At 69.7% G+C, this 15,676-nt stretch carries 14 protein-coding genes; 10 read left to right on the plus strand and 4 right to left on the minus strand.

The window, feature by feature from the left end:
- Positions 1-118: 118 nt before the first annotated feature.
- Together CCS38_RS21920 and CCS38_RS21925 are read left to right on the plus strand one after the other, a co-directional pair.
- The gene (locus CCS38_RS21920) at positions 119-2,809 is read left to right on the plus strand and encodes an MGH1-like glycoside hydrolase domain-containing protein (protein WP_223735012.1); all 2,691 of its coding nucleotides are present in this window, start codon (positions 119-121) and stop codon (positions 2,807-2,809) included.
- A complete protein-coding gene (locus CCS38_RS21925; protein ID WP_223735013.1) occupies positions 2,809-4,314 on the plus strand; it encodes an alpha-amylase family protein in 1,506 nt (501 codons plus the stop codon). Before CCS38_RS21920 ends, CCS38_RS21925 begins: the two co-directional genes overlap by 1 nt.
- On the opposite strand, the gene CCS38_RS21930 is transcribed toward CCS38_RS21925, so the two are convergent.
- Positions 4,268-5,926 (minus strand): MFS transporter, encoded by a 1,659-nt coding sequence (locus CCS38_RS21930; protein ID WP_223735014.1) that lies wholly within the window; start codon positions 5,924-5,926, stop codon positions 4,268-4,270. The two genes, CCS38_RS21925 and CCS38_RS21930, sit on opposite strands and share 47 nt — an antisense overlap.
- A 66-nt stretch (positions 5,927-5,992) precedes the next feature.
- Positions 5,993-6,799, minus strand: a complete 807-nt coding sequence (locus CCS38_RS21935; protein ID WP_223735015.1) for a YhjD/YihY/BrkB family envelope integrity protein — start codon at positions 6,797-6,799, stop codon at positions 5,993-5,995.
- 400 nt (positions 6,800-7,199) lie between these two features.
- Here CCS38_RS21935 and CCS38_RS21940 point away from each other — a divergent pair, with 400 nt between their 5' ends.
- Complete coding sequence (locus CCS38_RS21940; RefSeq protein WP_308050843.1) at positions 7,200-7,538, plus strand: PLDc N-terminal domain-containing protein; 339 nt, start codon at positions 7,200-7,202, stop codon at positions 7,536-7,538.
- Between the two features lie 13 nt (positions 7,539-7,551).
- On the opposite strand, the gene CCS38_RS21945 is transcribed toward CCS38_RS21940, so the two are convergent.
- Positions 7,552-8,112, minus strand: a complete 561-nt coding sequence (locus tag CCS38_RS21945) for a cysteine hydrolase family protein (RefSeq protein WP_223735016.1) — start codon at positions 8,110-8,112, stop codon at positions 7,552-7,554.
- 175 nt (positions 8,113-8,287) lie between these two features.
- On the opposite strand from CCS38_RS21945, the gene CCS38_RS21950 reads away from it, so the two are divergent.
- Entirely contained in the window at positions 8,288-9,223 is a 936-nt protein-coding gene (locus CCS38_RS21950) for a squalene/phytoene synthase family protein (protein WP_223735017.1), read from the plus strand.
- 118 nt (positions 9,224-9,341) lie between these two features.
- Positions 9,342-10,376 (plus strand): mechanosensitive ion channel family protein, encoded by a 1,035-nt coding sequence (locus tag CCS38_RS21955; protein ID WP_223735018.1) that lies wholly within the window; start codon positions 9,342-9,344, stop codon positions 10,374-10,376.
- A gap of 200 nt (positions 10,377-10,576) precedes the next feature.
- Here CCS38_RS21955 and CCS38_RS21960 read toward each other — a convergent pair whose 3' ends face one another.
- Positions 10,577-11,044 carry a MarR family winged helix-turn-helix transcriptional regulator gene (locus CCS38_RS21960; protein WP_223735019.1) on the minus strand — a complete coding sequence of 156 codons (468 nt, stop codon included), beginning with the start codon at positions 11,042-11,044 and terminating at the stop codon, positions 10,577-10,579.
- Between the two features lie 219 nt (positions 11,045-11,263).
- On the opposite strand from CCS38_RS21960, the gene CCS38_RS21965 reads away from it, so the two are divergent.
- The 5 genes from CCS38_RS21965 to CCS38_RS21985 form a co-directional block, all read left to right on the plus strand.
- The gene (locus CCS38_RS21965) at positions 11,264-12,538 is read left to right on the plus strand and encodes an MFS transporter (protein WP_223735020.1); all 1,275 of its coding nucleotides are present in this window, start codon (positions 11,264-11,266) and stop codon (positions 12,536-12,538) included.
- 65 nt (positions 12,539-12,603) lie between these two features.
- Positions 12,604-13,020, plus strand: coding sequence for a GlcG/HbpS family heme-binding protein (locus CCS38_RS21970; protein ID WP_223735021.1), 417 nt, complete (start codon positions 12,604-12,606; stop codon positions 13,018-13,020).
- Positions 13,021-13,107: 87 nt separating this feature from the next.
- Positions 13,108-13,932, plus strand: coding sequence for an aldo/keto reductase (locus CCS38_RS21975; RefSeq protein ID WP_223735022.1), 825 nt, complete (start codon positions 13,108-13,110; stop codon positions 13,930-13,932).
- Positions 13,933-13,987: 55 nt separating this feature from the next.
- Positions 13,988-14,782, plus strand: a complete 795-nt coding sequence (locus CCS38_RS21980; protein ID WP_223735023.1) for an SDR family NAD(P)-dependent oxidoreductase — start codon at positions 13,988-13,990, stop codon at positions 14,780-14,782.
- 51 nt (positions 14,783-14,833) lie between these two features.
- A partial coding sequence (locus CCS38_RS21985; protein WP_223735024.1) for an aldo/keto reductase occupies positions 14,834-15,676 on the plus strand: 843 nt, incomplete at its 3' end.

Consider the following 15,676-nt stretch of genomic DNA (forward strand, 5'->3'; position numbering starts at 1 on the left):
CGGGTGACGCAACTCGGCCGGATCGGGGGCGGAATGGGAAGGAGTCGGCCCTGTGAAGAGCAGGCCGAGGCCGTCACGCGGCACGGTGCAGGCCCGCCGTCGGCAAGGAGCGTACGGAATGACCACCTCGACGAAAGCCGGTCGTACCGGCCAGGCCGATGACGCACGCGGCCGGGAGAAGCTGTGGGGCCCCTATCTCAGCGAGCGGCAGTGGGGCACCGTCCGCGAGGACTACAGCGCCGGGGGCGATGCCTGGTCCGCCTTCCCGCACGATCACGCGCGTTCCCGCGCCTACCGGTGGGGCGAGGACGGGCTCGGCGGCATCTGCGACGAGAAACAACGGCTGTGCTTCGCGCTCGCGTTGTGGAACGGGCGTGACCCGATCCTCAAGGAACGTGCCTTCGGGCTGACCAACGGCGAGGGCAATCACGGCGAGGACGTCAAGGAGTACTACTTCTACCTCGACAGCACGCCCAGCCATTCCTACCTGAAGTACCTGTACAAGTATCCGCAGGCCGAGTTCCCGTACCGCGACCTGGTGGCGACCAACCAGGCACGCGGACGCCACGAGTTCGAGTACGAGCTGCTGGACACCGGGGTCTTCGACGACGACCGGTACTTCGACGTCACCGTCGAGTACGCCAAGGCGTCGCCCGAGGACATCCTGATCCGGATCACCGCCGAGAACCGCGGGCCCGACGAGGCCACCCTGCACCTGCTGCCGACCCTGTGGTTCCGCAACACCTGGTCCTGGCAGGAGGGCGGAGGCGCCACCGCACCGCGGCTGTTCGCGACCCGCAGTCCGTCGGGGACCACCGCGCTCCGCGCCGACCATCCGGCCCTGGGCAGTTACGAGTTGCGGTGCGGCGGACAGGTACCGCTGCTGTTCACCGAGAACGAGACCAACACCGAGCGGCTGTCGGGCACGCCCAATCCCACGCCGTACGTGAAGGACGGCATCGGCCGCTGTGTGGTCAACGGAGAGGAGACGGCGGTCAACCCCGCGCGGGAAGGCACCAAGGCCGCCGCACACTACACACTGACGATTCCGGCCGGCGGAGCCGAATCCGTCCGGCTCCGCCTCTCCCCCGCCGGCTCCTCGATGCCGCTGGGCCGGGATTTCGACACGGTTTTCCGCGACCGGCGGGGCGAGGCCGATGCCTTTTACCGGGAGCTGACGCCGGAGGGGGCGAGCGAGGACGAGGCGCGGGTGCTGCGCCAGGCGCTGGCCGGAATGCTGTGGTCGAAGCAGTACTACTCCTTCGACGTGGAGACCTGGCTGGCCGGGCACGGCCTCGACCCCTGGACCGCGCCGGGCCGCGCCGTACGCAACGGCGCGTGGTTCCACATGGCGTGCGACGACATCATCTCCATGCCGGACAAGTGGGAGTACCCCTGGTTCGCCGCGTGGGACCTGGCCTTCCACACCGTGGCGCTCTCGGTGGTCGACCTGTCCTTCGCCAAGGACCAGCTCGAACTGCTCCTGCGGGACACCTACCTGCACCCCAACGGGCAGATTCCCGCGTACGAATGGAACTTCGGTGACGTCAACCCGCCCGTCCACGCCTGGGCGGCGTACTTCATCTACACGCTGGAAGAGCTGCGCACGGGCAACGCCGACCGGGCCTTCCTGGACCGCGTCTTCCAGAAGCTGCTGACCAACTTCACCTGGTGGGTCAACCGCAAGGACCCCAGCGGCCGCAATCTCTTCGAGGGCGGCTTCCTCGGCCTGGACAACATCGGTGTGTTCGACCGCAGTGCGCAGCTGCCCACCGGCGGCCACTTGGAGCAGGCCGACGGGACCGCGTGGATGGCGCTGTACTGCCAGACCATGCTGCAGATCGCGCTGGAACTGGTCCGGCACGACCCCACCGGCTACGAGGACCACGTCCTCAAGTTCGCGGAACACTTCCTGTGGATCGCGGCCGCCATGGACCACACCGGCGGGGACGGGCTGTGGGACGAGGAGGACGGGTTCTTCTACGACGTGCTGCGGCTGCCGGACGGGCAGGCGACGCGTCTGAAGGTCCGCTCGATGGTGGGGCTGCTGCCGCTCTGCGCGGCGACCGTGCTGCGGCCCGGGCAGCTGGCCGGCGTGCGCGGCCTGGGCGACCGGTTGCGCCGCTTCGTCGACCGCCACCCCTCCCTGGCCCCCGGCCTCGCCCAGGCACTGGCAGGGGCCGAGGGCGGTCCGCGGCTGATGTCCGTCGTCGACGAGAAGCGGCTGGTCCGCGTACTGTCACGGCTGCTGTCCGAGGACGAGTTCCTCAGCCCCTACGGCATCAGGGCACTCTCGCGGTACCACGCCGACCACCCCTACACCTTCCGGGTCGACGGCACGGAACACCGCGTCGGCTACCTGCCCGCCGAGTCCGACTCCGGAATGTTCGGCGGCAACTCCAACTGGCGCGGGCCCGTGTGGTTCCCCGCCAACGCCCTCATCATCCGCGGGCTGCTGCACCTCTACGCGTTCTACGGTGACGACCTCACCGTGGAGTGCCCGACCGGCTCCGGCGTCCGGATGAACCTGTTCGAGGTCGCGAGCGAGATCTCCACCCGGCTCACCCGGCTCTTCCTGCGCGACGGGAACGGGCACCGGCCCATGTACGGCGGTCAGCGGAAGTTCCAGGACGACCCGCACTGGCGCGACCTGCTCTCCTTCCACGAGTACTTCCACGGCGACAACGGCGCGGGCATCGGCGCCGCGCACCAGACCGGCTGGACCGGCCTGGTCGCCACACTGATGGCGCTCTTCGGCACCGTCACGCCCGAAAGCTTCCGTGCCGGGCCGGCAACGAAGGAGACGTGATGAGGCCACTCCCGGAACAGCCCGTCATCCACGAGGTCAACACCCACGTGTGGCTGCGCGAGGTGCAGCGGAGCATCGGACGCCGGGTCGGCCTCGGCGGGGTCCCGAAGGACGCCTGGGACCGCATCACCCCGCACGGCATCGACGCCGTCTGGCTCATGGGGGTGTGGGAACGCAGCGACGTGGGCCGCGACATCGCGTTGCGGAACCCCGGGTTGCGCCGCTCCTTCGCCGAAGCCCTGCCGGACGTCCGGGACGACGACATCGCCGGTTCCCCGTACTGCGTCCGCGGTTACACCGTCGACGAGGCGCTCGGCGGAGCGGCGGGACTGGCTTCCGCGCGTGCAGAGCTCGCCGGCCGCGGCATCGGCCTGCTGCTCGACTACGTACCCAACCACGTCGCGCCGGACAGTCCGTGGCTGACCGAACACCCCGAGTACTTCGTCCGCGGGACCCCCGACGACCTGCACCGCGACCCGGCCGCCTACCTCGAATCGGGCGGGCACGTCTTCGCCCGTGGCCGGGACCCCTTCTTCCCGCCCTGGCCGGACGTGGTGCAGCTCAACGCCTTCCAGCCCGGCATGCGGGCGGCCACGGCCGACGTGCTGACGCGCATCGGCGGCATGTGCGACGGGGTGCGCTGCGACATGGCGATGCTGATGATGAACGACGTCTTCGCACGGACGTGGGGACACCGTGCCGGTCCGCCGCCGGATGCCGAGTTCTGGTCCACCGTTCTGACCGCCGTCCGGCGGCACCGGCCCGACATGGCCTTCATTGCCGAGGCGTATTGGGAACTCGAATGGGCCCTGCAGCAACAGGGGTTCGACTACTGCTACGACAAGCGGCTGTACGACCGGCTGCTGCACGAGCGGGCGGTGTCGGTGCTCCAGCACCTGCGCGCTGACGTGAGCTACCAGCGGCGTCTCGTGCGGTTCCTGGAGAACCACGACGAGCCCCGGGCCGCGTCGCTCCTGAGCCCTTCCGAGGAGCGTGCGGCAGCCGTCGCCATCGCCACCCTGCCCGGCGCAACGCTGTGGCACGAAGGCCAGTTCACCGGGCGCCGGACGCGCCTGCCCGTCTTCCTCACCCGGCGCCCCGAGGAACCGCCCGACGCCGGACTGCAGGCATTTCACGAGCGGCTCCTGGCCGCCGTGCACCGGAGCGGTATGCGCACGGGACACTGGGAACTGCTGCACTGCGAGGGCTGGGCCGACAATCCGACCCACCACGACCTGCTCGCCTGGAGCTGGCGGGGCACCGCGGGCACGTTCCTCATCGTCGTCAACCTCGCCGCGCACAGCTCCCAGGCCAGGATCCGCCTACCGTGGCCCGACCTCGGCACGGCGGCCTGCCGGCTGACGGACCTGCTGGACGGCACCCGCTACGAACGCCCCGGCAGCGAACTGACCGGCTCCGGCCTCTTCGTCGACCTGGCCGCCTGGCGCACCCACGTCTTCACGGTCGAGTCCCCGGAAGCCGAGTCCTCGGAAGCCGCACCGTGAGTGCGGCACCGGCGAGTGCGAAGACACCCATGGCCACCGTGGCGGCGGTCAGGCCGTCCCCGCGGGCCTGCGTGTTGATCCGTACCAGTTCGTCGGCGGGGGCACCGGTCACGCCCCTCTTCTCCAGCGCCGTACGGATCTGCTGGTCGCTCACCGCGGTCGCCTGTACGCCGTGGCTCAACGTCTGCTGCGCCTGGGTCTTCTGACTACTGGTCAGCACTTCACTGGTGCGGACCGAGTCCAGGGCGGTGTTCAGCAGGACGCCGATCATCAGTGCGCCGGCGAGGGCGACGCCCAGCGACTGGCCCAGGTACGAGGTACTGCGCGACAGGCCCGCGACATCGCTCACCGTCTCCTCGTCGGCCGAGGACTGGACGAGGTCGGGCAACAGGGTGCACAGGCCGAGTCCGAGGCCGGCCACGGCGAGGCCCGGAGCGATGCGCAGACCGGAGCTGTCCGGTTCGAAGGCGGCCGCGACCAGTACCGTACCGGCCGCGATCAGCAGGAAGCCCAGAATGATGAGCGGCTTGCGGGTGGTGCGCCCCTCGCCGACGGCGCGGGCGCCGGCCATCGAGCCCAGTACGAGCATCACCGTGGACGGGAGCAGGGTGAGTCCGCTTTCCAGGGCGTCGTAGCCGAGTGTGGTCTGGACGAAGACCGGTACGAGGAAGAACAAGCCGGCCAGTACGAGGAATTGGACGGCGAGGGCGAGCGAGCCCACCCGTACACCGCGGTCGCGCAGGACCGCGATCCGGACCAGCGGGTCGCGCCCGGCCCGTACGAGGCGCTGCTCCCACCAACCGAATGCCGCGAGGACCAGGAGACCGGCCACTCCCAGTACCACCGTGGGCGCGGGGCCGCCCGCGTCGAGCACTGTCCGGCCGAGGACGGTGACGTCCTCGCGGGCCATGAGCAGCCCGTAACGGCTGGCCAGCAGGGTGCCCAGGACGATCAGGCCGAAGCCCACCGCGGAGAGGACGACGCCCACGCTGTCGAAGGGCTGCCGACGAGCCCGGTCGGGCCTCTGCTGGAGGCTCCGATCGCGGACGACGAGGGCGACGGCCACCGCGGTGATCAGAGTCTCCATCAGGAAGGAGACCCGCCAGGTCAGGTATTTCGTGATCAGGCCGCCGACAACGGGGCCCAGCGCTGCTCCCGCGCCGGCCGCCGCGCCGATGAGAGTGAGGGCGCGGGTGCGCTGGGCGCCGGTGAAGGCAAGGGTGGCGATCGAGAGAATCGCGGGGAAGACCAGGGCGGCGCCGATGCCTTCCAGCAACGACCAGCCCACCAGCATCACCGGCAGGTTGGGGCTCAGCGCCGTGACCAGGGCGCCGATTCCGTACACCGTGGCGCCCAGCGTGAACATGCGGAGGTGGCCGACCCGGCTGCCGAGCTTGCTGCCGGTGATCATCAGGGCGGCCATCACCAGGGCGTAGAGCGAGATGGCGGACTGCACGCCGGTCAGGGTGGTGTCGAGGTCGGTGACGATGTCGGAGACGGCGACGTTCATGGCGGTCGAGTCGTACGCCATGAGCAGCTGCTGCGTCGCGATGACACCGAGCACGGTGCCGGCGGCGGCCGCGCCTGCCGCGCGGTTCGTGTCCGTGGTCATCCGGACGCTCCCTTCCGCAGCCTTCCGGGGAATGCCTCAGTGTCGCCGCCCGCATCGGCCCGCGCCTCACCTTCTCCGGGTGTGGCCGTCGGTGTCACGGGTGTGGCCGTCCGCGTCACGGCGGAAGGGCCGTGTCTGAGCGAGCACGTACCCCATGGCAATGCCCACAACGACGGTGGTGAAGAAGAGGATGAGCCAGGACAGCACGGTGAAGACGGAGCCGAGCGGCCCGTAGCGCTGCACACTCAGTGCGAGAGAGCGCGGCAGCCAGAGCCCGGACACACCGGTGAACGCCACCACGGCACCGCCGGTCACCAGGGCCCCGGGGAAAAGGGGACGCCAGCCGATCCGCCCGGCCAGCAGCAGATGCTGGGTCCACCACCACACCAGGACCGCCACCACCACCTGGAGCGGGACGGCCAGTAGCAGGCCCGCGCCGAAGCCCGTGCGCAGCATTCCCTGGCACACCAGCGCCGTCGTCCACACGAGGAGCCAGGCGAACCAACGCCAGACCGCGATGCGTATCCCCGAATGCGGCAGCTGCCAGGACCGCTCACACAGCCGTTGCAGGGCCCGGACGAAGGCGGTGGCGGACACGAGTGTGACCAGTACGCCGACGACTCCCCAGGTTTCCCGCGCTCCGGGACCGCCGTTGTACACCGCCTCCACCTGACGCATGACGGGCTTCGGCGTACCGAATATGGAGCGCAGCGACTCGAGCAGCTCCGCCCGTACGATCTCCGGCGAATACGTGGCGATCGCGATGAGCATGGGCAGTGCGGTCAGGAACGCCTGCGCGGCCAGTCGCGTCGCGTTGTCCAGGACACCGACGCGCGCGAGCTGCTGCGCAACACGGCGGGCGAAGGGCAGCACACGCGAAAGCCTCCCGGCCCAGTACGCAGCAGGTATCAGTCCTCTCGGACCTCTCGGTTCCTCGGGAACGCGGGATGCCTGGTGCACGGATCGAAGCATCGCACCGACGTGAGCGCGGTACCTCACCCACCGCGGGGGAGGCGGCCCGGCGGCTCCGGCTGCCGACCACGCGCAGTCGGCCGTGAGGTCCGCGAAGTAACGCACATCGGCCTATGGCTCCCGCCGCGCAGTAGTCCTACCGTCAAAGACAGAAGGGCCCCGGACCCCGGCTGAAGACGCGTACGCCGGCCACGTGCCGACACCAGGCCCGCCTACCCCCGCACCTCGTGCCGGGGAACCGTCATCGACGACCCACCCGGCCGCGAGATGAGGGCAGGACGGCGAACGGAAGAAGAGAATCATGAACGGTTCCGTATCACTCGCCTACGACTATCCGATTCTGGGAGCTTTCTGGACCATGTTCCTGCTCTTTCTGTGGGTGATGTGGTTCGTCCTGCTGTTCCACGTCATCGCGGACGTCTTCCGGGACGACGGGCTGAACGGATGGGCGAAGGCGGGCTGGATCGTCTTCGTCCTCGTGCTGCCCTTCCTCGGCGTTCTGGTCTACATCGCCGCCCGGGGCCGGGGCATGAACCGCCGCAAGATGGCCGAGGCGCAGGCCCAACGGGACGCCTTCGACGCCTACATCCGCAGGACAGCGGCCAGCGACCCGGCCCACACCACCAGGCCGATGAGGTAGCGCGGCCGCACCGCTACCGAGGTGCGATCGCCTTGACCCAGTCGTCGACGGTGACGACATCCGCCCACTGCGGAAACAACCGCTCGATGAGGACCCGGTGCACCTCCGGGTCGGTGTCGAGGCAGGCGTCGGAGAGAACGGTGAGACCGAAGTCCAGGTCGTTGGCCCGGCACAGGGTGGACAGCACCACCGCGCTGGTGGCGATGCCGGTGAGCACGAGGCTGTCGATACCACGTGCCCTCAGCACCACATCGAGATCGCTGCCCGAGAACGCGCTCGCCCGCCTCTTGGTGACCACCACATCACCCGGCCGGGGCGCGACCTCGGGGTGGATCTCGGTGCCCGGGGCGCCCTCGACGTAGAGCCCGGCCCGCGCAATAGCGGTGAGAGCCCTGTTGCGCGTGCCGACTTCCGGAAACCCCGGGCGCAGCGCGATCACCACGTAGATCACGGGCATGTCCGCTGCCCGCGCCCCGTCGATCGCCCTGCGCAGCCGTGGCAGATATCCGGACCCGTCATCGGCGACGTCCACGATGGCCCGTTGGACGTCCATCACGAGAAGGGCGCAGCTCATATCGCCTCCAGGAACGAAGCCAGTAGCGAGAACAATGTGACGTACACGGACGTGGTGCGTCTGCGGCCACGCCCATAGGCTCTCACCAGCCCTGGCAGTCTGCTCAGGACTTCGCGCGTCCGCCTACGCCGTTGATGCGACCAGGGAGCGCCGGACCGAGAGAATGAGGAGAGCATTGACCAAGTGGTCCACCGCGCTGACCGAGGCCGGCATCAACGATCCGCTGCTGCGACAGGACTACGAAGCCCAGCGCCGGCTGGTTCGGCGCTTCAAGCTCCAGGAGTTCTTGGCCCTTCGGCTGCTGTTGCCCGCACGTCTCCAGCCGTCCGTCATCGCCGCTGTGGCGTTCATGCACGAGACCGACAGACGCATCGACGTGGGTGAGGTGACCACCCGACGGGACGCACTCCGCTCCTGGGGCCGCCGGGCCGGAGAGGCAGTGGAGCACGGCACGTCCGACCAGCCCGTCCTCAGGGCTTTGGCCGACACCGCCGAGCGACACCCACAACTGCCGGCCCATGTCCGGAGTTTCCTGGCCGGCGCGCGCCTGGAGGCCGACTGGACGGGCTTCGAGGCCGAAAGCGACTTCCAGGCATACGTGGACGCCTACTCGTATCCCGCGTTCATGCTCACCGCGTCGTTGGTCGCACCGACGGCACAAGCACAGCGAGTTGAGGCATTCGAACGCGGTTGCCGCATCCTGATCGAGGCCATGCAACGAGCCGACTTCCTCGCAGACCTGTCCGAGGATGCCGCGCAGGGCCGGATCGGCATTCCTCGCGCGGAGTTGGCACACTTCGGGCTCGAAGTCGATGACCTCCTGCACCCCTCACCGACGTCTGCACCCGCGCTGGAGCAGCTCGTCCAGGCTCAGGCTCGTGCCGTCAGCGCCGGCCTGAGCGCCTGCTGGGACCTGCCCGACCTGGTGGCGGTGGAGAACCAACCCTTCCTGCGCGCCTTCCTCCGCGTACAGGAACTGCAACTGGAGGATGTGCGAAGCAAGGGCGGCAAGCTCTTGCACGAGGAAGCGGGCGCATCGAAACCGGCCGCCGTGGGGGCGCTGCTGCAGCACTACCTCGCTGCCCGGAAGCAACGACGTCGACGTCGGTAGGGCGCCCCTTTCGTCACGTTGCTTGATCACTCCTTGGGCTTTTTTTGACCTTGCTCAGAGGCACAACTACGTTCTACGCGCCGAGTAGCACGTACCTCGATCGTCTGGAGCAACTCCCGTGTCACCCCTAGACGCCTCCGCGTCTCACGTACTGAGCAGCGACGTCCCCGGCCAGGTGATCGCTGTCCCGGCCTGGGTCCAGGACAACGTCGACATCTTGATAGGCGTGCCGCTGCGCATCCTCCTGATCATCGCGGGGGCGGTCATCGTACGAGCGGTGGCCAAGCGGGCGATCGACCGCGCTGTGCAGCGCATCCTGCAGCCCAGTGACGGTGAGAACGGGCCGCGCCGCACCGGCCGCGGCCCCGCCGTCCTGCAGCGCGACCCCTCCCGCGCCAACGAACGGCGGCAGCAGCGCGCACGCACCATCGGTGCGGTGCTCAGCAGCATCGTCACCATCGTCGTGTCCGTCATGGGCCTGGCCATGATCCTCGACCAGATCGGGATCGCTCTCGGCCCGATTCTGGCCAGCGCGGGCGTGGTGGGCCTGGCGATCGGCTTCGGCGCGCAGAGCCTGGTCGCGGACTACCTGTCCGGCATGCTCATCATGATCGAGGACCAGTACGGCGTCGGTGACTCCGTCGACCTCGGCGAGGCCGTCGGTGAGGTCGAGCACGTCGGCCTCCGCCTCACTCAGGTCCGCGACCTCAACGGCGGTCTGTGGCACATCCGCAACGGCGAGATCCGACGGGTGCGGAACGACAGCCAGGAGTGGGCCCGCGCGGTCCTCGATGTCTCCGTGGCCTACGACGCCAACCTGGACACGGTCTACAGCGTGCTGGAAGAGACCGGTCAGGCCATGCGCCAGGACCCGGAGTTCCAGGACGTCCTCCTGGAGGAGCCGTCGATCTGGGGTGTGCAGTCGCTGGACGCCGATGGTGTCGTCGTACGCGTCGTCGTCAAGACCGCCCCGCTCAAGCAGTGGGGCGTCACCCGCGAAATGCGCCGTCGCGCCAAGGAAGCCCTCGACGCCGCGGGCATCGAGATTCCCTTCCCCCAGCGCACGGTCTGGATGCGCAACGAGGACAACACCGCTGCCGCCAACGGCAAGCCCACGTCACCGGCCGCCTCCACCACCCCTGCACCCCGCTGACGGATCCCAAAGGCGGCTCGTAAGGAAGGGGCCCAGGACGACCACGGTCGTCCTGGGCCCCTTCCGTTGTTTTTCAAGCGGTGGGCGAGGGCGCATCCCCCGACGACTTCCCCGCCAGGATTCCCGCCGACGTGCCACTCACGGTCGAGACCCCGAGCCGGGAGTGCCGCAGCGCGGCAGTGATCGCGTGAGGCAGCAGGTCAGACCGGCTGGGCGCCGCCCTGCAGCTGCTCGACGGCCTGGACCAGGGGCGCGAGCACGGGGTCCGTGGCCGCCTCGTCGAGGGCCTCGCGCAGGGCGGTGTTGTGAGTGGGACGGGCCTCTTCCAGCAGGCTGCGGCCGGCGTCGGTGACGTCGGTGTAGATGCCGCGGCGGTCGGTGGGGCACAGGTACCGCGAGAGCAGTCCGCGGTCCTCCAGCCGGGTCACCAACCGCGTGGTGGCGCTCTGGCTGAGGACGACGGCGTCGGCGACCTGCCGCATCTGCAGGTGCCCGCCCTCGCCGTCGTGCTGCCGGCTCAGCACGTCCAGCAACGAGTACTCGCGGGCGCTCAGCTGGTGTGCGGCCTGAAGCGCGCGTTCGACCTGGCCCTCGATGCGTCCGTGGAGCAGCGAGAGCGCCGACCAGCTGTGCGCCAGTGCGGTCATCGCCGGGTCGGTGGCGGTCATGAACAGCTCCCTCGGTCGGATCGTGCGAGCGGAGGCGCCGGCAGCTGCCTGCCCCCATATCACTCATCTCACTATACCTGCATTTGCCAGTAGCCCGCGTGTGCAACTATTGTCGACGCATGTAAGGCGCTCATGCCCGTTAAAGGCTCCTGCTCATTAGGGGCTCCCGCTCGTTGGGGGCTGGCGCAACCTCGTCCCGCACCTCAAAGGACCCTCGTCATGCCACTCGCACTGCTGGCCCTGGCCATAGGAGCCTTCGGCATCGGCACCACGGAATTCGTGATCATGGGGCTGCTGCCCCAGGTCGGAGCGGATCTCGGCGTGTCCGTGCCGACGGCCGGCTTCCTGGTCACCGGCTACGCCCTCGGCGTCATGATCGGCGCACCGATCATGACCGTCCTCGGCACCAAGATCTCTCGCAAGAACATGCTCATGCTGCTCATGGGCCTGTTCATCCTCGGCAACGTCATCTCGGCCGTCGCCCCGGTCTTCGCCGTCATGCTGATCGGCCGGGTGGTGGCCTCGCTGGCCCACGGTGCCTTCTTCGGCATCGGCTCCGTCGTCGCCGCCGAACTGGTGGCACCGGAGAAGAAGGCCGGCGCCATCTCCATGATGTTCACCGGCCTGACCGTGGCCAACGTCGTCGGGGTGCCCCTGGGCACGTTCGTGGGCCAGAGCGCGGGCTGGCGCGTGACCTTCCTGATCGTGGCCGCCCTCGGCATCGTCGGCCTGGCCGGCGTCGCCAAGCTCGTACCCGACGTACCCAAGCCGAAGGGCGTACAGCTGCGGCACGAGGCCGCCGCCTTCAAGAACACCCAGGTCGTCCTGGCCATGGCCATGACGGTCCTCGGCTTCGGCGGCGTGTTCGCCGCGATCACCTACATCGCACCGATGATGACCGAGGTCAGCGGCTTCGCGGAGTCCTCCGTCACCTGGCTGATGGTGGTCTTCGGGCTGGGCATGGTGGCAGGCAACCTCATCGGCGGCCGTTTCGCGGACCGCAAGCTCATGCCCATGCTCTACACCGCCCTGGGCGGCCTGGCGCTGGTCCTGTTGCTGTTCACCTTCCTGGCCTCCGGCAAGGCCGCGTCCGTCGTGGCCGTCTTCCTCATCGGCGCCCTCGGCTTCGCCACCGTACCGCCGCTGCAGAAGCGCGTACTGGACCACGCCCACGGCGCACCGACGCTGGCCTCGGCCGTCAACATCGGCGCCTTCAACCTGGGCAACGCCCTGTCCGCCTGGCTCGGCGGCCTGGTGATCTCCGCGGGCCTCGGCTACACCGCACCCAACGCCGTCGGGGCCGTACTGGCCGCCGCCGCCCTGGTACTGGCCGTCATCTCGCACCGGCTGGAGCTGCGGCCCGCCCGTACCACCGCGGCTTCCGCCCCGACGAACGCCGACCCCACCGCGGCGTCCGCCCCGGCGCACCCCGATCCCGCCGCGGTCTCCCCCGAGAGCGCCGTTCCCGCCGCTACGGGAACTGCCCGTTCCTGACCGGCACACCGCCGCTCCTGACCGGCACACCGACCACAGCCCCCACGCACACAAGGAAAGTTCCCATGAGCACCACCACCGTGACCCCGCTGACCGCCGCCGACGCCGAGACCCTCGTCCTCGCCGCTCGCCGCGCCGCCGATGAGGCGGGCGTCCCCGTCAGCATCACCGTCCTCGACGCCGGCGGGAACCTGCTGGCCTTCCGCCGCGACGAGCGCGCCGTCCTCATCTCCGGTGAAACCAGCACGGCCAAGGCGTACACCGCCCTGCAGCTGAACGCGCCGACGGCCGACCTGGTCGACCTGGTCAAGCCGGACGGTCCCTTCCACTCCCTGCCCACCGCGCTGGACAAGCCCCTGCTGTTCATCGCCGGCGGCGTGCCGGTCCACCGCGACGGGCAGCTCATCGGCGCCCTCGGCCTCGGCGGCGGCGCCCCCGAGCAGGACCACGGCTTCGCCCGGGCCGCCCTCCAGGCGCTCTGACCGGCCCCACTCCCGCACTGCAGCACTGCAGCACTGCAGCACTGCAGCACCACTCTCCCGCAATACAGCACCACCGAAAGGCCCCCGATGACTTCCGTGCCGAACGTGACCCTCAACAACGGTGTGACCATGCCCCAGTTGGGCTTCGGTGTCTTCCAGGTCCCCGACGAGGAGACCACCGCCGCGGTCACCAGCGCCCTGGAGGCCGGTTACCGCAGCATCGACACCGCCGCGATCTACGGCAACGAGCGCGGTGTCGGCAAGGCCATCGCCGCCTCCGGCCTGCCCCGCGAGGACCTGTTCGTCACCACCAAGCTGTGGAACGAGGACCAGGGGTACGACCGGACCCTGGCCGCATTCGACGCCTCGCTGGCCAAGCTCGGCCTCGACCACGTAGACCTCTACCTCATCCACTGGCCCACCCCGGCCCGCGACCTGTACGTGGAGACCTACAAGGCGCTGGAGAAGATCCTCGCCGACGGGCGTGCCCGGGCCATCGGCGTCTCCAACTTCCAGATCCCGCACCTGCAGCGGCTCCTGGAGCACACCGGCATCACCCCGGCGGTCAACCAGGTGGAGCTGCACCCCGGCCTCCAGCAGGCCGAGTTGCGCGCCTTCCACGCCGAGCACGGCATCGCCACCGAGGCATGGAGCCCCCTCGCCCAGGGCGCGGTCCTCGGGGACGAGGCGATCGTGCGGATCGCGGAGGCGCACGGCGTCACCCCGGCACAGGTCGTGCTGCGCTGGCACCTGCAGACCGGCAACGTCGTGATCCCCAAGTCCGTCACCCCCGGCCGCATCCGGCAGAACCTCGACGTCTTCGGCTTCGAGCTCACCGCCGCCGACCTGGCCGCCCTCACGGGCCTGGACCGTGGTCTGCGCACGGGCCCGGACCCCGACACCCTCAACTGACCCGGACGCCGGCACCGCCGCAGCAGCACCACAGCCTCGACGAGAGGAACCCACCATGCAGATCGATCTCTCCGGCCGCACCGCTCTGGTCACCGGCTCCACGCAGGGCATCGGCCACGCCATCGCCATCGGCCTCGCCCGCGCCGGAGCGCGCGTCGTCGTCAACGGCCGCGGCGAGGAGCGGGTCGCGGACGCCATCCGCACCGTACGCGCCGCAGCCGGCAGCGACGACGTCACCGGCGCCGTGGGCGACCTGGCCACGGAGGAGGGCGCCGCCGCCGTAGTGGACGCCGTCCCCGCGGTCGACATTCTCGTCAACAACCTCGGCATCTTCGGCTCCGCCGATCCGCTGGAGATCGACGACGCCGAGTGGCGCCGCTACTTCGAGGTCAACGTCCTCTCCGCCGTCCGGCTCATCCGCGCCTACCTGCCCGGCATGAAGGAACGGGGCTGGGGGCGCGTCCTCAACCTCGCCAGCGACTCGGCCGTGGTCATCCCCGCCGAGATGATCCACTACGGCATGACGAAGACCTCGCTGCTCGCCGTCGGCCGCGGGTTCGCCAAGGACGCCGCCGGCACCGGCGTCACCGTCAACTCCGTCATCGCCGGACCGACCCACACCGGCGGCGTCGAAGGGTTCGTCCGCGAGCTCGTGGGCGACGAGCTGCCCTGGGACGAAGCGCAGCACGAGTTCATGGTCAAGTACCGCCCGCAGTCCCTGCTGCAGCGACTCATCGAGCCCGAGGAGATCGCCCACCTGGTCGTCTACCTCGCCTCGCCCTTCGCTTCCGCCACCACCGGCGGCGCCGTACGCGTCGACGGCGGCTACGTCGACTCCATCCTGCCCTGATCCCGACGCCGACCACGGCGTCTCCGCACTACGTACGAGAGGGAGCTCCCGATGAGCCTCACCCACCTGCTGCCCGGTTCGCTGGGCTTCGGTACCGCCCCCATGGGCAACATGTTCCGCGCCATCCCCGAGGACGAGGCGCAGGCCACCCTGCAGGCCGCCTGGGACCAGGGCATCCGCTACTACGACACCGCCCCGATCTACGGCGCGGGCCTGGCCGAGATACGGCTCGGCGAGATGCTGTCCCGGCAGCCGCGGGACTCCTACGTCCTGTCCACGAAGGTAGGCCGGATCATTCACGACGAGGTGGAGGACCCCGCCACCCGCGACCTGGGCGAGAAGGGCGGCCTGTTCGAGCACGGCCGTCCCAACAAGGTGACGGACGACTACAGCGCCGACGCCACCAAGCGCTCCATCGAGGACAGCCTCGAGCGGCTGAACACCGACCGGCTGGACATCGTCTGGGTGCACGACGTCGCCCAGGACTTCCACGGCGACCGCTGGCTCGCCCAGTTCGAGACCGCCCGCACCGGCGCCTTCCGGGTCCTGGACGAGCTGCGCGACCAGGGCGTGATCAAGGCATGGGGCCTGGGCGTCAACCGGGTCGAGCCCATCGAGCTCACCCTCGCCCTGGACGAGCCGCGCCCCGACGGCTTCCTCCTGGCCGGCCGCTACACCCTGCTGGACCACCGCCAGGCGCTGCAGCGCCTGCTGCCCGCGGCGCAGGAGCAGGGCGTCGACATGGTCGTCGGCGGCCCCTACAGCTCCGGCGTCCTGGCCGGCGGTACCCACTTCGAGTACCAGAAGGCCCCGGCCCACATCCTGGAGACCGTCCGGCGCATCCGGGAGCTGACCGAGCGGCACGGCGTGTCCATCAAGGCCGCCGCGCTGCAG

This window comes from Streptomyces purpurogeneiscleroticus, from assembly GCF_020024005.1.
Lineage (GTDB): Bacteria > Actinomycetota > Actinomycetes > Streptomycetales > Streptomycetaceae > Streptomyces > Streptomyces purpurogeneiscleroticus.